This window comes from Amycolatopsis sp. NPDC006131 (assembly GCF_040614175.1).
Lineage (GTDB): Bacteria > Actinomycetota > Actinomycetes > Mycobacteriales > Pseudonocardiaceae > Amycolatopsis_E > Amycolatopsis_E tucumanensis.
Window position 1 is genome coordinate 57,544 of record NZ_JBEXTX010000009.1, and the last position, 24,508, is coordinate 82,051.

The following is a 24,508-nucleotide window of genomic DNA, read 5'->3' on the forward strand; positions in this document are numbered from 1 at the left end:
ACGGTCTACCCTGGTAGTGCGATGACCTATCTCGACCACGCGGCGACCACCCCCATGTCGCCGTCCGCCATTGCGGCGATGAGCGAGGCGCTGTCCACGGTGGGCAACGCCAGCTCGCTGCATTCCTCCGGCCGCCGCGCGCGGCGGGCCGTCGAGGAAGCGCGGGAGGTCATCGGCGAGGCGCTGGGCGCCCGTCCGTCCGAAGTCATCTTCACCGCGGGCGGCACGGAAAGCGACAACCTCGCGGTCAAGGGCATCTACTGGGCGCGCCAGGCCGCCGACCCGAAGCGCCGCCGCGTCCTGGCGAGCGCGGTCGAGCACCACGCCGTGCTGGACGCGGTGCAGTGGCTCGCCGACCACGCCCAGGCCGAGGTCACCTGGCTCGACGTGGACGAACACGGCCGCGTGCTGCCGGAGACCGTGCGCAAGGCCATCGAGGCGGACCCGGACGACGTGGCGCTGGTCACCGTCATGTGGGCGAACAACGAGGTCGGCACGGTCAACCCGATGGCCGAGCTCGCGGCGATCTGCGCGGAGCACGAAATCCCGCTGCACACCGACGCCGTGCAGGCCGTCGGCGCCGTCCCGGTGCACTTCGCGGACAGCGGCGTCAGCGCGCTCACCCTCACCGGGCACAAGCTCGGCGGCCCCTACGGCGTCGGCGCGCTCGTGCTGTCCCGCGACACCGAGTGTGTGCCGCTGCTGCACGGCGGCGGCCAGGAGCGCGACGTCCGCTCCGGCACGCTCGACGTGCCCGCCATCCGCGCGTTCGCGACGGCCGTCGAGGAAGCGGTGCGCGAGCAGCCCCGCTACGCCGAGCGGGTCGGCGGTCTGCGGGACGCGCTCATCGAGGCCGTCCGGCGCGAGGTGCCGGACGTGATCCTCAACGGCATGCCGACGGGCGAGGGCAGACTGCCCGGCATCGCGCACTTCACGTTCCCCGGCTGCGCGGGCGACAGCCTGCTGATGTTGCTGGACGCCAAGGGCATCGAGTGCTCGACCGGCTCGGCGTGCACCGCGGGGGTCGCGCAGCCCAGCCACGTGCTGCTGGCGATGGGCGCCGACGCCGCGTCGGCCCGCGGCTCGCTGCGGTTCTCGCTCGGGCACACGTCCACTCCGGACGACGTGGACGCGGTGGCCCGGGAGATCGCGGCGGTGGTCGCGCGGGCGCGGCAGGCCGGGCTGTCCGGGCTGCGCAAGAACAAGCAGGAGGTGTGATGCGGGTACTGGCCGCGATGAGCGGGGGAGTGGATTCGGCCGTGGCGGCGGCCCGCGCGGTGGAGGCCGGGCACGACGTGGTCGGCGTGCACCTGGCGCTGTCGGCCAAGCCGGGCACCCTGCGCACCGGCTCGCGCGGGTGCTGCACGATCGAGGACTCCCACGACGCGCGCCGCGCCGCGGACATCCTCGGCATCCCGTTCTACGTCTGGGACTTCGCCGAGCGGTTCACCGAGGAGGTCATCGAGACCTTCGTCGGCGAGTACGCCGCGGGCCGCACCCCCAACCCGTGCGTCACCTGCAACGAGAAGATCAAGTTCGAGGCGCTGCTGGAGAAGGCGATCGCGCTCGGCTTCGACGCCGTCGCCACCGGCCACTACGCCCGGCTGTCCGTTGTGGACGGTGTGCCGGAGCTGCGCAGGGCGGTCGACCCGGACAAGGACCAGTCCTACGTGCTGGCCTCGCTGACGCCGGAGCAGCTGCGCCACTCGATGTTCCCGGTGGGCGACACCCGCAAGCCGGACATCCGCGCGGAAGCCGAACGCCGCGGCCTCGCCGTCGCCCGCAAGCCGGACAGCCACGACATCTGCTTCATCCCCGACGGCGACACGAAGAAGTTCCTGGAGAAGCGCCTCGGCCAGCGGCCAGGCGACCTCGTGGACGCCGAGACCGGCGCCGTGCTGGGCCGCCACACCGGCGTGCACGGCTTCACCATCGGGCAGCGCAAGGGCCTCGGCATCGACCGCTCGGTGCTGGACGGCAAGCCGCGGTACGTGCTGGCGCTGGAGCCGGTCTCCGGCACGGTCAAGGTCGGCTCGGCCGACGCGCTGACCGTCCGCGAGATCCGCGCCGACCGCCCGGTGTGGCCCGCGGGGCCGCTCGACGGCCCCACCGAATGCGTGGTCCAGGTCCGCGCGCACGGCGGCCTCGGCGAGGCCGTCGCCGAGGTGGACGGCGACCAGGTGCGGATTCAGCTGCGTGAACCGCTCACCGGCGTCGCCCCCGGCCAGGTCGCCGTGCTCTACCGGCCGGATGCGGCAGGCGACGTCGTGCTGGGCAGCGCGAAGATCGCGGCAACCGACGGGTAACGCCCGATCCGGTGAACTGGGTGGCTGTTCGGTTTAGCCCGGCAGCGCTAGCATCGTGGTCCGGTTCCGGCCGGAGACGCGACCACGTGCCGAGGGGGCGAACCTGGTGTCCGACGAGCCGCGCACGCCGCTCACCGAGCGGCTGCTGGACCTCGCGGTCGAGTACCGGTCCGGGGCGTCCGTCGTCCGCGCGACCGGCGAGATCGATCTCTCCACCGCGCCGTGGCTCGCCGAGACACTCGCCGATCAGCCCGGCACGGTCGTGCTCGACCTGACCGGGGTCGCGTTCCTCAGCGCCGCCGGCGTGCAGGCGATGCTCGACGTGCGCGCACGCGGCCGGGAGCTGCGGCTGGTCGCGCCGTCCAGCTGCCGCGCGAACCGCGTCCTCGACCTCACCGGCGTGACCTCGGTCCTGACCCGTTACGAGTCCGTGTGCGACGCCGTGGCTCCATGATCTGCTGACCACCGCGAAAGGGTCTACCGTCGGAGGTGCGGAGTCGGGACCCTCGCGGAAGGCGTGTTCTGGTGGCCGAACGGTTAAGGGACATCGTCGTCGTCGGCGCTTCGGCCGGCGGCGTCGAGGCGCTGCGCAGTTTCGCCGGCGGTCTCCCCGGGAACCTGCCCGCCGCGGTCCTGGTCGTGCTGCACCTGCCACCCGGCGGGGCCAGCGCGCTGCCTGCGATCCTGAGCCGGTCCGGCTCGCTGCCCGCGGTGGCGGCTCGCTCGGGCGAGCCGCTGCGGCACGGGCGGATCTACGTGGCGCCGCCGGACCACCACCTGCTGGTCGAGGACGGCGCGTGCCGGCTCTCCCGCGGCCCCACCGAGAACGGGTACCGGCCGGCGATCGACGCCTTGTTCCGGTCCGCGGCCCTCGCACACGGCCCCGCGGTGATCGGCGTCGTGCTCTCCGGCTCGCTCGACGACGGCTCCGCCGGGCTGGACACCATCAAGTCCCGCGGCGGGCTCGCGATCGTGCAGGACCCCGAGGACGCGATCTACCCGGCGATGCCCGAGAACGCGATGGCCAGGGTGTCCCCGGACCACGTCGTCCCAGCCATGGAGATCGGCGGCGTGCTGGCCGACCGGGTGCGGGAGCCGGTCGAGGTGCGTGACGGCGAACCCCTTCCCCTGATCGAGGAGATCGAAGCACGCATCGCCCGGTCCGACGGTCCGGGCAACGCGGTGTCGCTGGAGGTGCTCGACGTGTCCGAGCCATCGGGCCTCGCTTGCCCGGACTGCCAGGGCGTGCTGTTCTCACTCGACAAGGAGGGCACCCGGTACCGCTGCCGGGTCGGCCACGCCTGGACGGCGAAAGCCTTGTTCCAGCAGCAGTCCCGCGACATCGAGCAGGCGCTGTGGGCGGCTCTGCGCGCACTCGAGGAGAAGCGGGACCTGGCGGGCCGGATGACGCAGGACGCCGAACGCCGCGGTTACCCCCTGGTCGCCGGGCGCTACTCCCGGCACCGCGACGAAGCCGGCCACGCGGCGACGGTGCTGCGGAAGTTCCTGTTCGAGGGACTGCCCAGCGTGACGGACCTGCCGGACGGCGCCTCGGACGAGACCGCCTGACCTTGTAAGGTCCGCACCGTGAACGAGCAGATCGAGCCCGCGACGGACGAGGGTTTCGAGGCCATCCTCGAATACCTGAAGGAAACGCGCGGTTTCGACTTCACCGGGTACAAGCGCAGCAGCCTGATGCGCCGCGTCGGACGGCGCATGGTCACCGTCGGCTGCGAGAACTACGCGGACTACCTCGACCACCTGCAGGCCAACAGCGACGAGTTCGGCGCGCTGTTCAACACGATCCTGATCAACGTCACGAACTTCTTCCGCGACCCCGACGCCTGGGACTACCTGCAGTCCGAGATCGTGCCGATGATCCTCGCCGAGCGCTCGCCCGACGACCAGATCCGGGTGTGGAGCGCGGGCTGCGCCTCCGGCGAGGAGGCCTACAGCCTGGCCATCGTGCTGGCCGAGGCGCTGGGGCTGGAGCAGTTCCGGCAGCGGGTCAAGATCTACGCGACCGACGTCGACGAAGAGGCGCTTGCCCAGGCCCGGCAGGCCGCCTACACGGCGAAGGACGTGGAAGACCTCCCGTCGGAGTACGTGCAGCGCTACTTCGAGCGCAGCGCGGGCCGGTACGTCTTCCACAAGGACCTGCGCCGGTCGGTGATCTTCGGCCGCAACGACCTGGTCCAGGACGCCCCCATCTCCCGGATCGACCTGCTCGTCTGCCGCAACACACTGATGTACTTCACGGCCGACACGCAGACGAACATCCTGCGGAAACTGCACTTCGCGCTCGTGCCGCGCGGGGTGTTGTTCATGGGCAAGGCCGAAATGCTGCTGTCGCACAGCCGCATCTTCGACCCGGTGAACCTGCGGTACCGGATCTTCCGCAAGGTGCCGACGGGGATCGGCGGCTCCTCGCCGTTCAGCCACCCACTGATCCCGGAACGCCGGAGCTCGCTGGACCAGATCGACGAACTCCGCGCGCTCACGTTCGACTCGAACCCGGTCGCGCAGATCGTGGTGACGGCCGACGACGCCGTCGCACTGGTGAACCAGCAGGCGCAGCAGGTGTTCGGCCTGACCGACCGGGACATCGGCCGTCCCCTGCGGGACCTGGAGATCTCCTACCGGCCGGTCGAGCTGCGGTCCTACATCGAGCAGGCGCGCACCGACCGGCGCGCCCTGCGGGTCAAGGACGTCGAGTGGCAGCGCGGTCCCGGTGAGCTGCTGGCGCTGGAACTGCACATCAGCCCGCTGATCTCGCTCTCCGACGACATCGTCGGCGTGTCCGTGGTGTTCCATGACGTCACCACGAACCACCGCCTGCTGGCCGAGCTGGCCAGCGCGAACCGGCAGCGCGAGAACGCCTACGAGGAGCTGCAGTCCACGACCGAGGAGTTGGAGACCACCAACGAGGAACTCCAGTCCACGGTGGAGGAGCTGGAGACGACGAACGAGGAACTCCAGTCGACCAACGAGGAACTGGAGACCACGAACGAAGAACTCCAGTCCACCAACGACGAGCTGCAGACGATCAACAACACGTTGCGGGACCGCACCAGCGAACTGGACGACGTCAACGAGTTCCTGGAGTCGGTCCTGACCTCGCTGCAGGCCGGCGTCGTGGTGGTCGACCAGCAGATGCGGGTGGTCGCCTGGAACGCGGGCGCGGAGGACCTGTGGGGACTGCGCCCGGAGGAGGCCGAGGGCGAGCACCTGCTGAACCTCGACATCGGGCTGCCGGTCGCCGAGCTGCGCCCGGTGGTGCGGCCCGCCCTCACCGACGCGTCCTTCACGGAGCAGATCGTGCTGGACGCGGTCAACCGCCGCGGTCGCTCAGTCACGGTCCGAATCGCCTGTGGCGCGTTGCGCAACCGCCGCGGCGAATCGGCGGGCGCGATCCTGGTGATGGAAACCCTCGACGGAATCTCGGACTCGCTGCCGGACGTCAAACAGGGAACGGCGCGAGGCGACGGGGACCGACGCTGAGCACGGCCCAGACGATCTTCCCGCCGTCCTGGGCGGGGGAGCAGCCCCATGCCCGGGACAGGGCGGAGATGACCTGCAGGCCGTAGCCCTGCAGGCGTCCGCTCGGCCGTTGCCGCAGGACGGCCGGGTGCGGGTCCTCGTCGCGGACGGCGACGGTCAGGTAACCCGCGTGCAGCTCGAGCCGGACCTCGAGCGCCGTGCCCGCGTGCGTGATCGCGTTCTCGACCAGTTCGGTGGTGACGCCGAGCGCGTCCTCCAGCCGGTGCTTGACGTTCCACTCGCGACAGGTCTCCTGGACGAACGCCCGGGCGCCGTGCGAGCTGCTGGGAAGCGGGAGGAAGACGGCCCTCCGCCGTCGCCGGGGCGGCGGTTCGGCCACTGCGTCGACCGCCGCGTCGAGCGAGGAGTGGACCGGGACGAAGCGGCGAATGGCGCTGCCGGCGATCATCCGGTGCCGCTGCGGATCGTGCACGACGAGCAGCACCGGCACGGCCGGCCATGCGTCGGTGCGCATCCGCACCGAAGAGAAGACGGTCAGCGCGGGCTCGCTGACCACGTCCAGTTCGTCGACCTGGACGATCAACGCCCGCGGCTGGTCCAGGGTCAGCTTGATCAGGTTGTCCCGGAGCTCACCGTAGGTCTGGGCGTTGAGCCGGCCGGCGATATCGACGACCGTGCATCCGGCGACGTCCCGTTGCCGGATGAGGACCCGTCCAGCGGTGCTCATTGTGCCGACACCGCCTCCACGCTTCTCGTCGGTTGTGTCAGCGGGGTGGTACCCCGCCGGGGGGCCGGTCATTCCTCTACATGGAACTCCTTGTGCGCCAATCCGCGCAACAGGGGCAGGAAGACTTCGTCGACGATCTCGGTAATCGTTTTCTCATCGATTTCCCCGTGGTGGAAGATGGCTTCGGCGCGGACGAGGTCGAGGGGGACGCGTGCGACGCGCGGGGTGATCTCGACGGGCGGGAGTTCGCCACGCGCCACGGCTCTCCGCACGATGGTTTCGAAGGTGGGGCGGTGTTTCGCGGCCGCTATCTGCTTGAGCAGCAAGGCGAAGACTTCGGGGTCGCGAACCGTTTCGCTCATCAGTCCGGCCAGCACATCGCGCGGTGTGTCCTGAAATCGGTGCACCAATCGATGCAGGAATGCCAGCAAATCCGAGCGGAGGTCACCGAGGTCGGGCGGGTTGTCGGCGTCCGGGATGTGACGGCGCCACGCGGCGAGGACCAACTCGGGACGTCCGGGCCAGCGCCGGTAGACCACCGGTTTGCTGGTGCCCGCGCGGGCCGCGACGCCTTCCATCGTCAGCTTGGCGTACCCGACCTCGACGAGTTCGGCCCACGCGGCATCCAGGATCGCGGCCTCCAGTTCGGCCCCGTGGCGCCTCGACTTGGGCTCCGGCACCCGCCCTCCTAAAAAACGTTGCGTTTCTTACGGGCGTAGCCTACACAGTGGATACCGACCGTTCCTAGGGGGAATCGTGCTCAACCGGATATTGCGGACATTCCTGCGTCCGTACTGGCGAGCGCTCGCCGCGGTGGTGGTGCTGCAGCTCGCGGGCACCATCGCGTCGTTGTACCTGCCGAGCCTCAACGCGGACATCATCGACCACGGTGTCGCCACCGGCGACACCGGATACATCCTCTCCGCGGGCGGGTGGATGCTGGCCGTGACGCTGCTGCAGATCGCCTGTTCCGTCGCGGCGGTCTACTTCGGAGCGCGCAGCGCGGCCGGTTTCGGGCGCGACGTGCGCGCCGCCGTTTTCCACCGCGTCGGCGGGTTTTCCGCGCGCGAGGTGGCGCAGTTCGGGGCGCCGTCGCTGATCACCCGCACCACCAACGACGTGCAGCAGGTGCAGTTGATCGTGGTGCTGGGCTGCACGATCCTGATCGTGGCGCCGATCATGTGCGTCGGCGGTATCGTGCTCGCGCTGCGGCAGGACGTCGGGCTGTCCTGGCTGCTGCTGGTCGCGGTGCCGGTACTGCTGGCCGCCATCGGGCTCGTGGTGCGGCGCATGGTGCCGCAGTTCCGGCTCATGCAGACCCGCATCGACCGCGTCAACCGCGTGCTGCGGGAACAGCTTTCCGGCATCCGCGTGGTGCGGGCGTTCGTGCGCGAGCGGGACGAGGTGCGCCGGTTCGCCGTCGCCAACGACGAGCTGACCGTCACCGCGCTGCGGGTCGGCCGCCTGCAGGCGGTCATCTTCCCGACGGTGCTGCTGGTGATGAACGCCAGCAGCGTCGCCGTGCTGTGGTTCGGCGCGCACCGCGTGGCGAGCGGCGAGATGCAGATCGGGGCGCTCACGGCGTTCCTGAACTACCTGATCCAGATCCTCATGTCGGTCACCATGGCCACTTTCATCGCGACGCTGGTCCCGCGCGCGTCCGTGTGCGCCGAGCGGATCGCCGAGGTGCTGGACACCGAGTCGTCGGTGCGGCCGCCGCTGCGCCCGGTGCGGGAGGTCACCGAGCACGGCGCGGTCGAGTTCCAGGGGGTCGAATTCCGCTACCCGGGCGCGGACGCCCCGGTGCTGCGGGACATCGGGTTCCGCGCGGAGGCCGGGAAGACCACCGCCATCATCGGCAGCACCGGCGCCGGCAAGACGACGCTGCTGTCGCTGGTGCCGCGGCTGTTCGACGCGACCGCCGGGCGCGTCCTGGTCGACGGTGTGGACGTGCGGGAACTCGACCCGGACGTGCTGTGGAGCCGGATCGGACTGGTGCCGCAGCGGCCGTACCTGTTCACCGGCACCGTGGCGAGCAACCTGCGCTACGGGAAACCGGACGCCACCGACGAAGAACTGTGGGAGGCGCTGGAGATCGCGCAGGCGCGGGAGTTCGTGTCGGAGATGCCCAGCGGACTGGACGCCCCGATCGCGCAGGGCGGCACGAACGTCTCCGGCGGGCAGCGGCAGCGGCTCGCGATCGCGCGGGCGCTGGTGCGCAAACCCGAGGTGTACCTGTTCGACGACTCGTTCTCGGCGCTCGACCTCGCCACCGACGCCCGGCTGCGCGCCGCGCTGGCCCCGCACACCGCGGAGGCGGCGGTGATCGTGGTGGCGCAACGGGTTTCCACGATCGTCGGCGCCGACCAGATCGTGGTGCTGGAGAACGGGGAGATCGTCGGGCTGGGCACGCACGCGGAGCTGCTGCGCGACTGCCCCACCTACCTCGAAATCGTGGAGTCCCAGCTCACCGCGGAGGAAGCGGCGTGACCAGACCAGGTTTTCCCGGCGCTCCCGCCGGGCCGGTGCAGAAGCCGAAGAGCTTCGGCGAGGGCGCCCGGCGCCTGATGGGCAGGCTGCGCCCGGAGCGGCTCACGCTCGCGTTCGTGGTCGCGTGCGGCGTCGCGAGCGTCGCGTTCACCGTGGTGGGGCCGAAGATCCTCGGTCACGCCACCGACATCATCTTCGGCGGTTTCGTCTCCAGCCGTCTGCCCGCCGGTACCACCGCCGAGCAGGCGATCGCGGCGGCGCGGGCGGAGGGCAACACCAACCTCGCCGACATGCTCGCCAGGATGGACGTGGTGCCGGGCGCCGGCATCGACTTCGCCGCACTCGGCCGCGTGCTGTCCTGGGTGCTGGTGCTGTACGTGGCCGCGTCGGTGTTCGGCTGGCTGCAGGGCCACCTGCTCAACGGCGCCGTGCAGCGCGTGGTGTACCGGCTGCGCGAGGACGTCGAGGCGAAGCTGCACCGGCTGCCGTTGCGCTACTTCGACGGGCAGCCGCGCGGGGAGCTGCTGTCCCGCGTCACCAACGACATCGACAACATCGCGCTGACGCTGCAGCAGACGCTGAGCCAGCTGCTCACGTCGCTGCTGTCGCTGATCGGCGTGCTGGTGATGATGTTCGTGGTGTCGCCGCTGCTCGCGGTGATCGCGTTGCTGGTGGTGCCCGCGTCGATCGTGCTGACCAGGGTGATCGGGAAGCGTTCGCAGAAGCTGTTCGTGGCGCAGTGGAAGCACACCGGCGCTCTCAACGCGCACATCGAGGAGGCGTTCAGCGGGCACGAGCTGGTCACGGTGTTCGGCCGCCGCCGCGAGGTGGAGCAGGAGTTCGGGCGCCGCAACGCCGACCTCTACCGGGCGGGCATGGGCGCGCAGTTCATCTCCGGGATCATCATGCCCGCGATGATGTTCCTGTCGAACCTCAGCTACGTCGTGCTGGCGGTCGTCGGCGGGCTGCGGGTCGCGACGGGGACGATGACGCTCGGCGACGTGCAGGCGTTCCTGCAGTACTCGCGCCAGTTCACGCAGCCGCTGACCCAGGCGGCGTCGCTGGCGAACCTGCTGCAGTCCGGCGTCGCCTCCGCCGAGCGGGTCTTCGAGCTGCTCGACGCGGCGGAGCAGGAGCCGGACACCGCGTCCCCGGCGGTGCCGGAGCGGCGACGGGGCCGGGTGGAGTTCGAGCACGTGGACTTCTCCTACGACCCGGAACGGCCGCTCATCGAGGACCTGTCGCTGGTCGCCGAGCCGGGCCAGACGGTGGCGATCGTCGGGCCGACCGGGGCCGGCAAGACCACGCTGGTGAACCTGATCATGCGGTTCTACGAGCTGGACGCCGGGCGGATCACGCTCGACGGCGTGGACATCACCGCGATGACCCGCGACGACCTGCGCGGCCAGACCGGCATGGTGCTGCAGGACACCTGGCTGTTCAACGGCACCATCCGGGACAACATCGCCTACGGCAACCTGTCGGCGACACCGGAGCAGGTGGAGGCGGCCGCGCGGGCCACGTTCGTCGACCGGTTCGTGCGCAGCCTGCCCGACGGCTACGACACGGTGATCGACGACGAGGGCACCAACCTCAGCGCGGGGGAGAAGCAGCTGGTGACGATCGCGCGGGCGTTCCTCGCCGACCCGTCGCTGCTGATCCTCGACGAGGCCACCAGTTCGGTCGACACCCGCACCGAGGCGCTGCTGCAGCAGGCGATGGCGGCGCTGCGCACCGACCGCACGTCGTTCGTGATCGCGCACCGCCTGTCCACGATCCGCGACGCCGACCTGATCCTGGTGATAGAGTCGGGGCGGATCGTGGAGCAGGGCACGCACGAGGAGCTGCTCGCCGCGGGCGGCGCCTACTACCGGCTGTACTCGGCGCAGTTCCGCAGCCCGGTGGAGGCGGCGACCTGACGGGCAGGGCGGCCTCGTCCCGCGACGAGGCCGCCCGCCACCGCGGCGGCGGTCACGACGGCGCCGAACGCGGTCGCGCCGGTGGCGAGACCGGTGGCGTCGCTGAGGAACCCGGCGGCGAGCGGCAGGACCGCCGCGGGCACGTAGCCGCCGACGTTCTGCGCCGCGGTCGCCTCGGCGAGCCGGTTCGCCGGGACGCTCGCGTTGATCAGGGTGAGGCCGCCGAACTGGCCCATGCCCTGACCGGCCCCGGCGAGCACCGCGGCGACCGCGAGCAGGGCAGGCGACGACGTCTGCAGTGAGACGACCAGCGCGACCATGCCTGCCGTGGTGGAGGCGGTGCCGGCGAGCAGGATCGCCCGCACCGGCAGGCCTCGCACCGCGAACTGGACGCTCGTCGCGCCGAGGAACATGACGAACGCGAGTGCGCCGGCGACGATCCGGTTGGTGGTGCCCAGCAGCTCGGTGAGGACGGACGGGCCCAGCGAGAGCACGAACGACGTGGCCGTGATGCCCGGCGCGAACACGGCGATGCCGCGCAGGACCGCGCTCCGCCCGCCGGGGTGGACCTGCGGGATCCGGATCCAGGTGCGGGTCGTGCTCACCGGGCGGGGCAGCGGCAGCCGGGCGACGACGACCGCGGCGGAGACGAGCAGGACGATCTCGGCGAGGAAGATCGTCACGGTCGGCCCCGGCAGCGTTTCCGACGCGACACCGGCCAGCAGTGGCCCGAGACCCGCGCCGAGGACCATCGCGGTCGACGACGCCAGCGCCGCGGTCTTGCCCTGTCCCGGGGCGACGTCGTGCACCACGGCCATGCCCGCGGAGACGGCGGCGCCCACCGCGAGCCCGGTGAGGAACCGCGCGACCGCCAGCACGAGCACCGAACCGGCCGTCGCGAAGAGGACGCACGCCACGATGCCCAGCGCGAGCGCGGGCAGCAGGACCGGTTTGCGCCCGATCCGGTCCGAGACCACACCCGCGACCAGGAGCGCGGCGAGCAGGCCCGCGATGTAGCAGGCGAAGACGACCGTCAGGACGCCTGCGGAGAAGCCGAGTTCGCGCTGCCAGAGCACGTAGAGCGGGGTCGGCGCGTTGGACAGGACGAACACGGCGAGGACCGGCCAGGCGGCGAGCCAGGCGGTGCGTTTCACGATCTCCTCCTAGTTCGAGTTTTGTCGTACTAGTTGGAAGATAGTCGAACTAGGCACTAGTACGATATTATTCGAACTGTGACGGAGGAGACGTTGCCGCAGCCGGCCCGGGAGGACCTGCGCCTGGAGGTGGTGCTGTCCGCGCTCAGCGACCCGCTGCGGCTCGGGATGGTGCGGAAGCTGCTGCTGGAGTCGCCGGGCGTGCCGCGCTCGTGCGGCTGGTTCGGGATCGACCGCCCGAAGTCGACGCTGACCCACCACTTCAAGCTGCTCCGCGAGGCCGGGGTGACGACCCAGCGGCAGTACGGGCTGGAGCGCCGCAGCGAGGTGCGCGTCGCCGACCTCGACGCGCGGTTCCCGGGCCTGCTCGACCTGGTGCGGAACTGGGAACCGCCTACAGCATCAGCTTGAACCCGAGGTGGGTGGCCTCGAAGCCGAGCCGCTCGTAGAAGCGGTGCGCGCGGGTGCGGGAGGCGTCGGAGGTGAACTGCACCAGCGCGCAGCCCCGCCGCCGGGACTCCTCGACCGCCCACTCCATCAGCCTGGCCCCGAGCCCGCCGCCGCGCTGGTCGGACCGCACCCGCACCCCCTCGACCAGCGCCCGCGTCGCGCCGCGGCGGGACAGGCCCGGGATGAACGTCAGCTGCAGCGTGCCCACCACGTCGCCGTCCCGCTCCGCGACCGCCAGCAGCTGGCCGGGGTCGGCGTCGATCGCCTCGAACGCCCGCAGGTAGGCCGGGTCGCCGGGCGCCTCCCGCCGCGCGCCGAGGTCGTCGTCGGCCAGCATCGCCACGATCTCCTCGACATCGGAGCGCCGGGCACGTCTAATGTGGATCTCACTCACGACAGTCGAGTATGGCACCGGCGCCGAAGGAGGAGTCCCCCTTGACCACGCTCCGCTCCAGCACCGTCGCGGACATCCTCCGGCGCAGCGCCGCGCGCTGGCCCGCTCGCGTCGCGCTGAAGTTCGCCGACCGCACCTGGACCTACGCCGAACTCGACGCCGCCGTCACCCGCGCCGCCGCGCACCTGCTCGGCCTCGGACTGGCCAAGGGCGACCGGGTCGCCGCGTACGGCAAGAACTCCGACGCCTACCTGATCGGCTTCCTCGCGTGCGCCCGCGCCGGGCTCGTGCACGTGCCCGTCAACTACAACCTCACCGGCGGCGAGCTGGCCTACCTGGTCGAGCAGTCCGGCAGCCGCGTCGCGCTCGCCGACCCCGCCCTGGCGGGCAACCTGCCGCCGCTGGAGCAGGTGGTGCCGCTGCGCGACGCCGAGGGCGCGCTGGTCGCGCTGTCCGGCGAGGCGCCCGCGCTGGACGTCGACGTGGCCGACGGCGACCTCGTGCAGCTGCTGTACACGTCCGGCACGACGTCCCGGCCCAAGGGCGCGATGATGACCCACCGCGCGCTGGTGCACGAGTACCTCTCGTGCATCACCGGCCTCGACCTCACCGCGGACGACGACCCGCTGCACGTCATGCCGCTCTACCACTCGGCGCAGATGCACGTGTTCCTCGTCCCGTGGCTGGCCGTCGGCGCGACGAACACGCTCCTGGAAACGCCGGATCCGACGGACATCCTGCGCCGCCTGGCCGAGGACCGGCACGGCGCGTTCTTCGCCGCGCCGACGCTGTGGGTCGCGCTGGCCAACCACCCCGACTTCGGCTCCCGAAACCTGAGCGCGCTGCGCAAGGCGTACTACGGCGCGTCGATCATGCCGGGGCCGGTGCTCGACCGCCTCCGGGAAGCCATGCCGGAGCTGGGTTTCTACAACTGCTTCGGGCAGTCCGAGATCGGCCCGCTGGCGACGATCCTGCGCCCCGAGGATCACGCCGAGCGCCCCGACTCGGCCGGCCGCCCGGTGCTGTTCGTCGAGCTGCGCGTGGTCGACGCCGAGGGCAACGACGTGGCGCCGGGCGAGTCCGGGGAATGCGTCTACCGGAGCCCGCAGCTGTGCGAGGGGTACTGGGACAAGCCCGAGGAGACGGCGGAAGCCTTCCACGGCGGCTGGTTCCACTCCGGCGACCTGGTGCGGATCGACGAGGAGGGCTACATCTACGTCGTCGACCGCATCAAGGACGTGATCAACACCGGCGGTGTGCTGGTGGCGTCCCGCGAGGTCGAGGACGCGCTCTACACGCACCCGGCGGTGGCCGAAGCCGCGGTGATCGGCGTCCCCGACGAGAAGTGGATCGAAGCGATCACCGCGGTCGTGGTGTCCAAAGAGGACTTAGCGCCGGAGGAACTGATCGCCCACGTCCGGGAACGGCTGTCCGCGTTCAAGGTGCCGAAGGCGATCCGGTTCGTCCCGGACCTCCCGCGCAACGCCTCGGGCAAGATCCTCAAGCGCGAGCTGCGGGAGCAGTTCTCCTGAGCTCGTCGCCGATCAGGCTGTCCACGCTGTCGTCGCCGCCGGGAAGGGACGCGTCGCGCATCGCCTTCGCGGCGGCGGCGTCGGTGGTCTCCGGCGGCACGACCAGCAGCGTCAGGCGGCGCATGCCCGGGCCGACGAGGGTGACGGTGCCGGGGCGCTGCGACCGGAACCCGTCCAGCCGCACCGTGCGCCCGCCGGTGGCGAGCTTGGTGCCTGCGGGGTTCCAGCCGTCCAGGTGGTAGGTCGACCGCTCGACGGCGCCGAGCCGGGCCGTCAGCGCGGCGAGCAGCGCGGGCAACTCGGCGGACAGGTCGCGGGACCTGGGCCACCACGCGCCGTCGACCTGCCCGGTGGCAGGCGCCTCCGGCTTGAGCGTCATGCGCAGACCCGGCCCGGATTGCTGGGGGGTGGTGGTGGATGTGGGTGAACCCGACGTCATGTCGGCGCTCCCGTCCCCGGCCGGAAGAGCGGCCGGTGTGGTGCCGGGAAGTCCCGGCACCACCGACACTACACGGTCCCGGCCCGCAGCGGCGCGCCCGTTTCGTGCAGGTGCCGCAACACTTCGCGGTAGGACCGCACCAGACCGGTCTCGCTGTAGGAGATCCCGTGCGCGGCGCAGAACCGCCGCACGATGGGCTGCGCGTGCCGCAGGTGCGGCCGGGGCATGCTGGGGAACAGGTGGTGCTCGATCTGGTAGTTCAGCCCGCCGAGCAGGAAGTCGGTGAACCAGCCGCCGCGGACGTTGCGCGACGTCAGCACCTGCTTGCGCAGGAAGTCCGGCGACTCGCCGGTCATCGTCGGCATGCCCTTGTGGTTCGGGGCGAACGAGCATCCCATGTAGACACCCCACAGCGCCTGGTGCACCACGACGAACAACACGGCGATGCCGGGCGACAGGACGAGGAACACAGCGGCGAGGTACCCCACGGTGTGGGCGACCAGCAGCGCGCCTTCGAGACGCCGGGCCCTGGTCTCACCCCGCCACACCGAACGAATGCCGGAGGCGTGCAGGTTCAGCCCCTCCAGCGTGAGCAGCGGGAAGAACAGCACCGCCTGGTGCTTGGCCATCCAGCGGAGGAACCCCCGTTTGCCGCTCGCCTGCCCGCGGGTGAAGGCCAGCGCCGGGATGTCCAGGTCCGGGTCGTGCTCCTCGTGGTTGGGGTTCGCGTGGTGCCGGTTGTGCCCGGAGATCCACGACTGGTAGCTCATGCCGATCAGCCCGCCGTGCAGCGTCCCCAGCGTGTCGTTGGGGCGGCGCGTCCGGAAGATCTGCTTGTGCCCGGCGTCGTGCCCGAGGAACGCCAGCTGCGCCGACACCACGGCGAGCAGCGCGGCGATCAGCAACTGCCACCAGCTGTCGCCGAGGAAGGCGAAGGCGGTCCAGGCGCCGGCGAAGACGAGGAGCGTGGCTGTGATCCGGCGGGCGTAGTAGCCGTGGCGCCGCCGCAGCAGCCCCGCGGCGCGGATCTCGCGGGACAGGGCGGCGTAGTCGCTGCCGGTTCTGGACGCCGTGGCGCCGGTCATCGGCGCCGGGTCGGCGTCGACGACGGCGCCGCGAAGCGGACGTGGCGTGCGGCCGCCACGTCCAGTTCGGCTGCCACCTGGCTGGTCTCCGCGACGAGGGGGTGGCTGAACAGGACGGGCTGCACCGTGATGTGGGTACGGCTGTGACGAGCGGTCTGGATCATGGAAGCTCCTTGGCAGGTGGCCGGCGCCATCGGCGCGGCAGCCACGGGTGGAAGGCCCACCGGCCGGCGCTTCGTCTCAACGGGGCGGCCGGGGGAGTCAGTGACAGCGGGGGGTGAGCATCAGCATCGCATCAGGTTCACCGTTCCGGTGCTCCTCGCAACCGGCGTCGACGGCGACCGAACCCGCCCGCTGCCACCCACCCTACGCGAAGTCGCGCCCGGCCGCCCCTGCGACCCGCTCAGGCCACCGAGTAGCGGCGCACGCCGTCCTCGACGAGCAGGGCCAGCTTGCCCTGGTGGACCAGCAGGTCGAGGTGCGCGGCGGTCTCCAGGACGGCCAGCATCCGGTTGAACACGTCCAGCTCGTCCAGCTTGCGCTGCCGCCGCGTCCAGCCCAGCCGCAGCGCCGACTCGTACGCGGTCGCGGCACCGTCCACAATGGTCGTCGCGATGACGTCGAGCCGCTGGGCGTGGTGGTCCAGCAGTTCGTCGACCCTGGCGTGCACGCTGTCGGACACCGGGCCGTGCGCGGGCAGCATCCGCCGGTCCGGCATGCCCCGCACCAGGCGCAGCGAGTCCAGGAAGTCGCGCAACGGCATCTCCGCCACCGCGGGCTGGAAACCGATCGACGGCGTGATGTGCGGCAGCACGTGGTCGCCGGTGAACATCAGCCCCGCCGCGCCGTCGTCGAACACGACGTGCCCGGCCGTGTGCCCCGGCGTGTGCACGACGTCGAGCTGCCTGCCGGGAAGCACGACGCGGCGGCCCGGCGTGAGCCACTCGTCGGGCTGCTCCCAGATCGACGCCTCCGTGTTGCGGCCGTGGATCTCGAACACCCGCACCAGTTCGTCGGCCACCGGATCCGCGCCGCACATGCGCAGCGACCGGATCTGCCCGATGAGCGGCACCACGTCCGGGTCCGCCGTCATGCGCAACGACGGCTCCTCCAGCGAGCCCAGCGCGATCCGCCCGCCGAACTCCCGCCGCAGCGCGACCGCCTGCGTGTAGTGGTCGCGGTGCACGTGGGTGACCAGGAACTGGCTCACGTCACCGAGTTCGGCGCCCAGCCCCTTGAGCGCGGCGGCGAGTTGCTCGCGCGCCTCGTCCAGCGCCCAGCCGGAATCGATGAGCACCAGCTCGGAACCCTCGGTGAGGGCGTAGACGTTGACGGCCCGCAGCCCGTCGTTGGGCAGCGGCAACGGGATCCGGTGCACGCCCGGTGCCACGGTGTACAGGCCGGGCTCGCTCCACTCGGCGCTGCCTTCCGGAGTTGCTTCCACGAGACCTCATCGTCCTTTCCGACCGGGAAATTTCACTTTGGAACTTCCCGGGTGGAAAGTCCACCTGCCGTGGTTGAGACCCACGTCACCCCGGGCGCAGCGCGGTCTCCAGGGTCAGCGCCGCGGCGATCACCAGGCTCGCCAGCGGATCCGTGAGCTGCGCGAACACCTCCACGACGTAGTCGCGGCCGTCCCCCTCCGCCGAGCGCGCCACTTCCCGGCCGGCGGCGTCGGTGATGCTGAACTCACGCGGCCGCCGGTGCTCCAGCACCCCGGCCGGGCGGCCGTGGGCCGACAGCGTGAACCGGTCCGGCCCGTCGGGCGCGATCCCGCCGATCGGCGTGCCGTCCGCGCGCGTCACCAGAAAGCGCGAGTCGTGTGCCCGCACTTTCAGCACGACACTTCCGCCGGAGTCGCGGACGGCGAAACAGTTCGGGCGGAAGCGGGCGGATCCGGTGAGCGCCCACAACGTTTTCCGGAACGCGCCGTGATCGGTTTCCGCGACGGTTCCCAGCGGTCGCCCGTGCTGGTCCCGCACGCCGGGCCCTGCCGCCCCGGCACGGTGGCTGACCACCAGGAAGGGCTCGGTGAACAGGGTGCCACCGCCCGCATGCCGCGAACCGCTCGTCATGCCCGTCAAGGTTAGCCAGCGGAAATCAAGAACGGGAGACGACCGGGGAATTGCGGAGAAATGTCCGGTTGACCGGATTTTCCGATATCGACACCTTTCCGCTATTCCTCCCGGCGCCATTTTCCGGGCCGCGCGCGGGGCCGGGGCGCGACCGGCGGGGCGGCCTTGGAGAATCGGGGTGTGAGTGAACACGTCTGGCCACCCGGTGCGGCCACCGCGGTGGGATCGATGCCCGGCGCCGACCCGGCGGAGGCGGCCGCCGTCGTCTTCGGCGAGCTGCCCGATTTCCCGCACCTGCCGGAGCTGCCTGCCCGCGGCGTCGGCGCGGACCTGATCGGCCGGACCGCCGCGATGCTGGTGGACCTCGCGATCGAGGTCGTGCCCAGCGGTTACCGGGTCGCGGCGCGCCCGGGGCACGACCACCGGCGCGCGGTGGACCTGCTGCGCTGGGACCTCGACGCGGTCACCGAGGCGGGTGCCGCGCCCGTGATCAAGACGCAGCTGGCCGGGCCGTGGACGCTGGCCGCCGGCATCGAGCTGCCGCGCGGGCACCGCGTGCTCACCGACCGCGGCGCGGTGCGCGAGTTCACCGAATCGGCGCTGGAGGGGCTCGCCGCGCACGTCGGCGAGCTCAAGGCGCGCACCGGCGCGGAGGTCGTGGTCCAGTTCGACGAGCCGACCCTGCCCGCCGTGCTCGCCGGTTCGCTGCCGACCCCGTCGGGCTACGGCACCGTCCCTGCGGTCCCTGAACCGGAGGCGCGGGAACTGCTGAGCCGCGTGATCGAGCGGGCCGGCGAGCTGACCGGGCAGCCGGTCGTCGTGCACTGCTGCGCCGCGCGGCCGCCGGTCGGCCTCCTGCACGCCGCGGGCGCGGGTGCGCTGGCGATCGACGCGACGCTGCTCGGCGGAGCGCCCTCGACCCTGCTCGACGAGCTGGGGGAGGCCTGGGACAGCGGGACCGTGCTGTTCCTCGGCCTGGTGCCTGCGCTGGAACCGGCCTGGCGGCCCGCGTTGCGGGAGCTGGCGCAGCCCGCGCTGGCGCTGGCCGACCGGCTCGGGTTCAACCGCTCGACGCTGGCCGAGCGCGCGGTGCCGACGCCGACGTGCGGCTTCGCCGGGGCGACCGCGGACTGGGTGCGCCGCGCCCTGAAGCTGACCACGGATCTGGGCAAAGCGTTCGTGGAGCCGCCGGAAGGCTGGTAGGACCTACCCGATGCGATGGTTTCGACGACGGCGTCCGGAGGACGAGCTGCCTGACCCGCGCACGGCGTGGCCGGAGCAGGCGGTGCCGGACGACCCGGTGGCCGCCGCGGAGCGCTTCTGGCGCCGCTGGGCGGAGATGCTGCCGGAGATCAGCGCGGCGCTGGGCGACCGCGAGCCGCAGCGCGTCGAGGGCGAGCTGGCCGCTGCCGTCGCCGAGCTGCACCCGGACCTGCACGTGTCACTCGAACGAGGGCAGCGGGCCATCTACGCGCTCGTGGTGAGCGGCCAGGAGGACCCGGCGCTGCGGCCGTTCACCGACGCGTGGAAGGCCGCCGCGCCGCCCGAGGACGCGATCTGGGAGTACCACGACTCGGTGCCGCCGGTGCCCGATCCGACGGGCGTGACGGTGAACCTCGGGACGCGGTCGGTCGCGCTGGCCGACGTCCGGGTCGCCGCGCAGGTGGACGAGGCCGAGGGGGTGGTCGACGTCGCGGTCCACCACCCGCTGCTGGGTGAACTCGACCCGGCCGCGCGGTCGGCGATGACGTTCCTGCCGCTGGACGCAACGCTCGGCGAACGCCTCGCGGCGGAACGGTTACGCAGGGTGGAGACGGCCGAGGCCGAGCCCGCCGGCGCCATCACGCTCCTCGAACTGCGTGACCTGGTCCGTGGTCTGGACGAGGAACGCCCGGAAACTGTCGGTGGTGCTGACTAAGCTGACGGACTGTGAGTGAGACTCCAGCCGCACAGGACGTCACCGAGGTCCCCGCCGAGGTCCGCGATCGCCACGGCGCGCTCGCGGAAGAGGTGCGCGGGCACCAGTTCCGGTACTACGTGCTGGACTCGCCGGTCATCAGCGACGGCGAGTTCGACGCGCTGCTCAAGGAGCTGGAGCGGCTGGAGTCGGAGTACCCGGGCCTGGCGACGCCGGATTCGCCGACCCAGAACGTCGGCGGCACGTTCTCCACCGACTTCGTCGCGGTCGACCACCTCGAACGCATGATGAGCCTGGACAACGTCTTCGACGAGGAGGAGTTGCGGGCGTGGGTCGACCGGGTGGAGCGCGAGGTCGGCGGGTCCACCCAGTACCTGTGCGAGCTCAAGATCGACGGGCTGGCCATCAACCTGCTGTACGAGAAGGGGCGGCTGGTCCGCGGGCTCACCCGCGGCGACGGTCGGACGGGTGAGGACGTCACGCTCAACGTCCGCACGCTCGAGCAGGTGCCGGAGACGCTGACCGGCACCGACGAGTACCCGGTGCCCGACCTGGTCGAGGTGCGCGGCGAGGTGTTCTTCCGGGTCGAGGACTTCGCGGAGCTCAACGCCCGGCTGGTCGAGGCTGGCAAGCCGCCGTTCGCGAACCCGCGCAACACCGCGGCCGGGTCGTTGCGGCAGAAGGACCCGAAGGTCACCCGCAGCCGCAAGCTGCGGCTGATCTGCCACGGGCTCGGCAAGCGCGAGGGTTTCGAGCCTGCCCGGCAGTCGGAGGCCTACGAGGCGCTGGCGGCGTGGGGGCTGCCGGTGTCCAGCCACACGAAGGTCGTCGAGAAGGCGTCCGAGCTGCTGGACCACATCCGGTACTGGGGCGAGCACCGGCACGACGCCGAGCACGAGATCGACGGCATCGTGGTGAAGGTCGACCAGGTGTCGCTGCAGCGGCGGCTGGGCAGCACGTCCCGCGCGCCGCGCTGGGCCATCGCCTACAAGTACCCGCCGGAGGAGGCGACCACCCGGCTGCTGGACATCCAGGTCAACGTGGGCCGCACCGGGCGGGTCACGCCGTTCGCGGTGATGGAGCCGGTGAAGGTGGCCGGGTCGACGGTGGCGATGGCGACGCTGCACAACGCGCAGGAGGTCAAGCGCAAGGGCGTGCTGATCGGCGACCGTGTGGTGATCCGCAAGGCGGGCGACGTGATCCCCGAGGTGCTCGGCCCGGTGGTCGACGTGCGCACCGGCGACGAGCGCGAGTTCATCATGCCCACGTTCTGCCCGGAGTGCGGCACGAAGCTGGCGCACCAGAAGGAGGGCGACGTCGACATCCGCTGCCCCAACGCGCGGTCGTGTCCCGCGCAGCTGCGGGAGCGGTTGTTCCACCTGGCCGGGCGTGGCGCGTTCGACATCGAGATGCTCGGCTACGAGGCCGCGACGGCGCTGCTGGAGTCCGGGGTGGTCGTCGACGAGGGCGACATCTTCGACCTGGACGAGGAGAAGCTGGGGCGGGTCGAGCTGTTCCGCACCAAGGCGGGGGAGCTGTCCGCGAACGGGCGCAAGCTGCTGGCCAACCTGGACAGCGCGAAGGACCGTCCACTGTGGCGGGTGCTGGTGGCGTTGTCGATCCGGCACGTCGGCCCGACCGCGGCGCAGGCGCTGGCCCGGGAGTTCGGCTCGCTGGAGGCGATCGAGAACGCCGACGAGGCCGCGATGGCCGATGTGGACGGTGTCGGCCCGACGATCGCCGGGGCGTTGCGGGAGTGGTTCGCCGTCGACTGGCACCGCGAGGTGGTGGAGAAGTGGCGCCGCGCGGGGGTCCGGATGGCGGAGGAGCGCGACGAGTCGGTGCCGCGCACGTTGGAGGGCCTGTCGATCGTGGTGACCGGTTCGCTGAACACGTTCTCGCGCGACGAGGCCAAGGAGGCGATCATGTCGCGCGGCGGCAAGGCCGCGGGCTCGGTGTCGAAGAAGACGGCGTTCGTCGTGGTCGGCGACGCGCCGGGCTCCAAGTACGACAAGGCGGTGCAGCTGAAGGTCCCGATCCTCGACGAGGGCGGTTTCCAGGTGCTGCTGGACCGCGGCCCCGAGGCCGCCGCCGAGGTGGCGCTGCCGACGGAGGAGCCGGCTGGTGAGTGAGCTAGCTGCTCTTGCGCCGCGGCCGGAGGGGTGGGCCTGCTGCGGTGGCGGGGGCGAGGTCGACCGGGGAGTCGGCTGGTGAGTGAGGTGTGCGTTCGCACGTCGCGGTCGGAGAGAGCCGCTGCAGTGCCAGGGCGCGCTCCTGGGATGGCGCGGGTGAGCGCGCCCGTGGTGTGGCCGGTGGAACCCGTTGCGGGGCCGGCCGTTGTGCCCGCAGTGATCCCGGCCGGAGGTGGCCGATGAGCGAGGTGTCCATCCGACCGGCCCGCCCCGAGGAGTACGCGGCCATCGGCGAGTTGACCGCCTCCGCCTACCTCGCGGACGGCCTGATCACCGCCGACGACGACTACGTCCGCGAACTGGCCGACGCCGCCCACCGCGCCGAACACGCCGAACTCCTGGTCGCCACGGACGACGACGGCCTGCTCGGCTCGGTCACGATCGTCCACCCGGGAACGCACTACGCCGAAATCGCCCGCGACGGTGAGCTGGAGTTCCGCATGCTGGCCACCGCACCCGCCGCCCGGGGCCGCGGCGTCGGCGAGGCCCTCACGCGAGCAGTGCTCGACCGGGCGCGTGCCCTCGGCGCCCGCGCCGTGGTGATGTCCAGCCTGGACACCATGAAGACCGCGCACCGCCTCTACACCCGGCTCGGTTTCATCCGCCTGCCGGAACGGGATTGGGAGCCGTTGCCGGGCCTGTGGTTGCGGGCTTTCCGGCTGCTCCTGTAGGGGGCAGTGACGCCGGGGGCGTTCGCACCAGGGTTGTGGTGCCGACGAGGGTGAGGCGCTGCCTGGCTCTGCGGCGGGTGGGTTTCAGTCGCGGTCGGGGTTGGGAACCGCTGCCAGGCCTCTGGCTGCGGGCCTTCCGGCTGCAGCTGTGACGCGCCGGTTCGCGTTCACCGGCGGGTGAACTCAGCCAAGCCCCATGGCCTCTACCCGCGGCTCAGCCGGCGCGCTCGGGAGCCGTCGCCGGGGCCGGGGCCTCACCAGCAGCAATCGCGGCCGTCCGGTCCTCGATCGCGTGCACCACTGCCGCCATGTCCTCCGCGCCGTGGCCCAGCCGCAGCGTCTCCCCGTACAGCTCGTGGCACACGTCCAGCAGCGGCGACGCCAGCCCCGCCCCGCGAGCCGCCTCCGCGACCAGCTGGTTGTTCTTCAGCACGTCCGCGATCGCCGCCTGCACCCCGAAATCCCGAGCCACCAGCTTCGCCACCTTCACCCGGGACACGTCGCTCGCCATCGGGCCCGCGTTCAGCACCTCCACGAACCTCGCCAAGTCCAGGCCCTGCCGCTGCGCGAAGTGCGTCGCCTCGGCCAGGCCCGTCACCATCGTGATCAGGTACAGGTTCACCGCGAGCTTCATCAGCAACGCGCCCGGCACCGGCCCGCACTCCACCACCTGACGGCACACCGGCGCCAGCAACGGCCCCACCTCGGCCACCGCCCCCGGCTCGCCCGCCAGCATCGCCACCAGCTGCCCCGCCTCGGCCGGCTTCCGCGACCCCGACACCGGCGCCTCGACGTACCGGCCACCCGCCGCAGCGACATCGGCCGCCAGCCCGCGCGAGTACTCCGGCGACGTCGTCCCCATGTGCACGACGATCCGCCCGCCGACGTTCGCCGCGAACCCGCTCCCGCCGCGGCCCAGCACGGCATCCACCGCCGCGCCGTCGGCGAGCATCAGGAACACCACGTCCGCCCGCCGGCACACCTCCGCCGCGCTCCCGGCGACCGCCGCCCCCGCCGCGCGCAGCACCTCGGCCTTCGCGGCGGTCCGGTTCCACACCACGAGCGGCGCGCCCGCGCGGACGAGGTTCAGCGCCATCGGCGTGCCCATCGTGCCCAGCCCCAGGAAACCCAGCTCCATCCCAGCACACTAGCGCGCGACTATGACACTTGTCATGAGCCGGTCAGGTGCCCGATCAGTTCGATCAGCTGCCGCCGGAAGGCCGCGTCGTCGCCGAGGGCGCCGATCACCGACGAGTCCTCCCGCGCGATCTGCTCCGAAGTGGCCAGCACCTCTTCGCCCGCGGGGGTGAGCCGCGCCAGGGAGCGGCGGCCGTCGAGCGGATCGGGCACCCGCGTGACGTAGCCGGATCTGGACAGCCGGTCCAGGGTGCGGCTCATCGTCTGGTCCGTCACCTGGCACCGGCGGGCCAGCGCGCGCTGCGACAACGGCCCGCCGCGCAGCGTGTGCAACGCGATCAGCCCGGCGTGCGACAGCCCGAGCGTCTCCAGCCGCGCCGTCCACCGCTGCTCGACCAGTCGCGCCGCCGCGGACAGCAACCGCCCGGTGGGCCAGGAGGCCATCCCTTCCGCACCCTCGAGCGATGTCCGATTTGCCGGGCCTTCCTCTGCGGGCAACCGCACCTCCCGGTAATGTT

General features: G+C 71.7%; 24 protein-coding genes. 13 read left to right on the forward strand and 11 right to left on the reverse strand.

What is annotated here, in order from left to right; genetic code table 11:
- Nucleotides 1-21: 21 nt before the first annotated feature.
- From ABZ215_RS08010 to ABZ215_RS08030, 5 genes are all read left to right on the forward strand, one after another.
- Nucleotides 22-1,218, forward strand: a complete 1,197-nt coding sequence (locus tag ABZ215_RS08010) for a cysteine desulfurase family protein (RefSeq protein WP_020422737.1) — start codon at nt 22-24, stop codon at nt 1,216-1,218.
- Nucleotides 1,218-2,306 (forward strand): tRNA 2-thiouridine(34) synthase MnmA, encoded by a 1,089-nt coding sequence (mnmA, locus tag ABZ215_RS08015; protein WP_027931947.1) that lies wholly within the window; start codon nt 1,218-1,220, stop codon nt 2,304-2,306. The genes ABZ215_RS08010 and mnmA overlap by 1 nt, the downstream gene beginning before the upstream one ends.
- A gap of 55 nt (nt 2,307-2,361) precedes the next feature.
- Nucleotides 2,362-2,760, forward strand: a complete 399-nt coding sequence (locus ABZ215_RS08020; RefSeq protein WP_354948657.1) for an STAS domain-containing protein — start codon at nt 2,362-2,364, stop codon at nt 2,758-2,760.
- Between the two features lie 71 nt (nt 2,761-2,831).
- Nucleotides 2,832-3,875, forward strand: a complete 1,044-nt coding sequence (locus ABZ215_RS08025) for a chemotaxis protein CheB (protein WP_354948659.1) — start codon at nt 2,832-2,834, stop codon at nt 3,873-3,875.
- A gap of 18 nt (nt 3,876-3,893) precedes the next feature.
- Nucleotides 3,894-5,807, forward strand: coding sequence for a CheR family methyltransferase (locus ABZ215_RS08030; RefSeq protein WP_354948661.1), 1,914 nt, complete (start codon nt 3,894-3,896; stop codon nt 5,805-5,807).
- Here the strand turns inward: ABZ215_RS08030 and ABZ215_RS08035 are convergent.
- A complete protein-coding gene (locus ABZ215_RS08035) occupies nt 5,767-6,534 on the reverse strand; it encodes an ATP-binding protein (RefSeq protein WP_354948663.1) in 768 nt (255 codons plus the stop codon). The two genes, ABZ215_RS08030 and ABZ215_RS08035, sit on opposite strands and share 41 nt — an antisense overlap.
- A 68-nt stretch (nt 6,535-6,602) precedes the next feature.
- Nucleotides 6,603-7,214 carry a TetR/AcrR family transcriptional regulator gene (locus ABZ215_RS08040; RefSeq protein WP_354948665.1) on the reverse strand — a complete coding sequence of 204 codons (612 nt, stop codon included), beginning with the start codon at nt 7,212-7,214 and terminating at the stop codon, nt 6,603-6,605.
- Between the two features lie 76 nt (nt 7,215-7,290).
- Here ABZ215_RS08040 and ABZ215_RS08045 point away from each other — a divergent pair, with 76 nt between their 5' ends.
- Together ABZ215_RS08045 and ABZ215_RS08050 are read left to right on the forward strand one after the other, a co-directional pair.
- Complete coding sequence (locus ABZ215_RS08045; protein WP_354948667.1) at nt 7,291-9,024, forward strand: ABC transporter ATP-binding protein; 1,734 nt, start codon at nt 7,291-7,293, stop codon at nt 9,022-9,024.
- A 77-nt stretch (nt 9,025-9,101) separates the two neighbouring features.
- Nucleotides 9,102-10,943: an ABC transporter ATP-binding protein gene (locus tag ABZ215_RS08050; RefSeq protein ID WP_354948716.1), complete on the forward strand. Its 1,842-nt coding sequence runs from the start codon at nt 9,102-9,104 to the stop codon at nt 10,941-10,943.
- On the opposite strand, the gene ABZ215_RS08055 is transcribed toward ABZ215_RS08050, so the two are convergent.
- Entirely contained in the window at nt 10,892-12,097 is a 1,206-nt protein-coding gene (locus tag ABZ215_RS08055) for an MFS transporter (RefSeq protein ID WP_354948669.1), read from the reverse strand. The genes ABZ215_RS08050 and ABZ215_RS08055 overlap by 52 nt on opposite strands.
- A 78-nt stretch (nt 12,098-12,175) precedes the next feature.
- Between ABZ215_RS08055 and ABZ215_RS08060 the strand changes: the two genes are divergently transcribed.
- A complete protein-coding gene (locus ABZ215_RS08060) occupies nt 12,176-12,508 on the forward strand; it encodes a helix-turn-helix domain-containing protein (protein WP_354712466.1) in 333 nt (110 codons plus the stop codon).
- Here ABZ215_RS08060 and ABZ215_RS08065 read toward each other — a convergent pair.
- The gene (locus tag ABZ215_RS08065; RefSeq protein WP_304413092.1) at nt 12,492-12,932 is read right to left on the reverse strand and encodes a GNAT family N-acetyltransferase; all 441 of its coding nucleotides are present in this window, start codon (nt 12,930-12,932) and stop codon (nt 12,492-12,494) included. The two genes, ABZ215_RS08060 and ABZ215_RS08065, sit on opposite strands and share 17 nt — an antisense overlap.
- 50 nt (nt 12,933-12,982) lie before the next feature.
- Between ABZ215_RS08065 and ABZ215_RS08070 the strand changes: the two genes are divergently transcribed.
- Entirely contained in the window at nt 12,983-14,473 is a 1,491-nt protein-coding gene (locus ABZ215_RS08070) for an acyl-CoA synthetase (protein ID WP_354948671.1), read from the forward strand.
- Here ABZ215_RS08070 and ABZ215_RS08075 read toward each other — a convergent pair.
- The 5 genes from ABZ215_RS08075 to ABZ215_RS08095 all read right to left on the reverse strand — a co-directional run bounded on the left by ABZ215_RS08075 (nt 14,442) and on the right by ABZ215_RS08095 (nt 18,072).
- Nucleotides 14,442-14,852 (reverse strand): DUF5994 family protein, encoded by a 411-nt coding sequence (locus tag ABZ215_RS08075; RefSeq protein ID WP_354948673.1) that lies wholly within the window; start codon nt 14,850-14,852, stop codon nt 14,442-14,444. The genes ABZ215_RS08070 and ABZ215_RS08075 overlap by 32 nt on opposite strands.
- 128 nt (nt 14,853-14,980) lie before the next feature.
- Nucleotides 14,981-15,997: an acyl-CoA desaturase gene (locus ABZ215_RS08080; RefSeq protein ID WP_354948675.1), complete on the reverse strand. Its 1,017-nt coding sequence runs from the start codon at nt 15,995-15,997 to the stop codon at nt 14,981-14,983.
- Nucleotides 15,994-16,161: a hypothetical protein gene (locus ABZ215_RS08085; protein WP_354948677.1), complete on the reverse strand. Its 168-nt coding sequence runs from the start codon at nt 16,159-16,161 to the stop codon at nt 15,994-15,996. The genes ABZ215_RS08080 and ABZ215_RS08085 overlap by 4 nt, the downstream gene beginning before the upstream one ends.
- A gap of 239 nt (nt 16,162-16,400) precedes the next feature.
- A complete protein-coding gene (locus ABZ215_RS08090) occupies nt 16,401-17,441 on the reverse strand; it encodes an MBL fold metallo-hydrolase (RefSeq protein WP_020422754.1) in 1,041 nt (346 codons plus the stop codon).
- Between the two features lie 85 nt (nt 17,442-17,526).
- The gene (locus ABZ215_RS08095) at nt 17,527-18,072 is read right to left on the reverse strand and encodes a hypothetical protein (RefSeq protein ID WP_354948679.1); all 546 of its coding nucleotides are present in this window, start codon (nt 18,070-18,072) and stop codon (nt 17,527-17,529) included.
- A gap of 180 nt (nt 18,073-18,252) precedes the next feature.
- Between ABZ215_RS08095 and ABZ215_RS08100 the strand changes: the two genes are divergently transcribed.
- From ABZ215_RS08100 to ABZ215_RS08115, 4 genes are all read left to right on the forward strand, one after another.
- A complete protein-coding gene (locus ABZ215_RS08100) occupies nt 18,253-19,275 on the forward strand; it encodes a methionine synthase (RefSeq protein WP_354948681.1) in 1,023 nt (340 codons plus the stop codon).
- A 10-nt stretch (nt 19,276-19,285) separates the two neighbouring features.
- Entirely contained in the window at nt 19,286-19,990 is a 705-nt protein-coding gene (locus ABZ215_RS08105; protein ID WP_354948683.1) for a hypothetical protein, read from the forward strand.
- Nucleotides 19,991-20,001: 11 nt separating this feature from the next.
- Nucleotides 20,002-22,122 carry an NAD-dependent DNA ligase LigA gene (gene ligA, locus ABZ215_RS08110; RefSeq protein ID WP_354712462.1) on the forward strand — a complete coding sequence of 707 codons (2,121 nt, stop codon included), beginning with the start codon at nt 20,002-20,004 and terminating at the stop codon, nt 22,120-22,122.
- A 239-nt stretch (nt 22,123-22,361) separates the two neighbouring features.
- Nucleotides 22,362-22,853: a GNAT family N-acetyltransferase gene (locus tag ABZ215_RS08115; RefSeq protein ID WP_354948685.1), complete on the forward strand. Its 492-nt coding sequence runs from the start codon at nt 22,362-22,364 to the stop codon at nt 22,851-22,853.
- Between the two features lie 214 nt (nt 22,854-23,067).
- Here the strand turns inward: ABZ215_RS08115 and ABZ215_RS08120 are convergent, their stop codons facing one another.
- The gene (locus ABZ215_RS08120) at nt 23,068-23,991 is read right to left on the reverse strand and encodes an NAD(P)-dependent oxidoreductase (protein ID WP_354948687.1); all 924 of its coding nucleotides are present in this window, start codon (nt 23,989-23,991) and stop codon (nt 23,068-23,070) included.
- 32 nt (nt 23,992-24,023) lie between these two features.
- Complete coding sequence (locus tag ABZ215_RS08125; protein WP_020421938.1) at nt 24,024-24,434, reverse strand: MarR family transcriptional regulator; 411 nt, start codon at nt 24,432-24,434, stop codon at nt 24,024-24,026.
- Nucleotides 24,435-24,508: the final 74 nt, after the last annotated feature.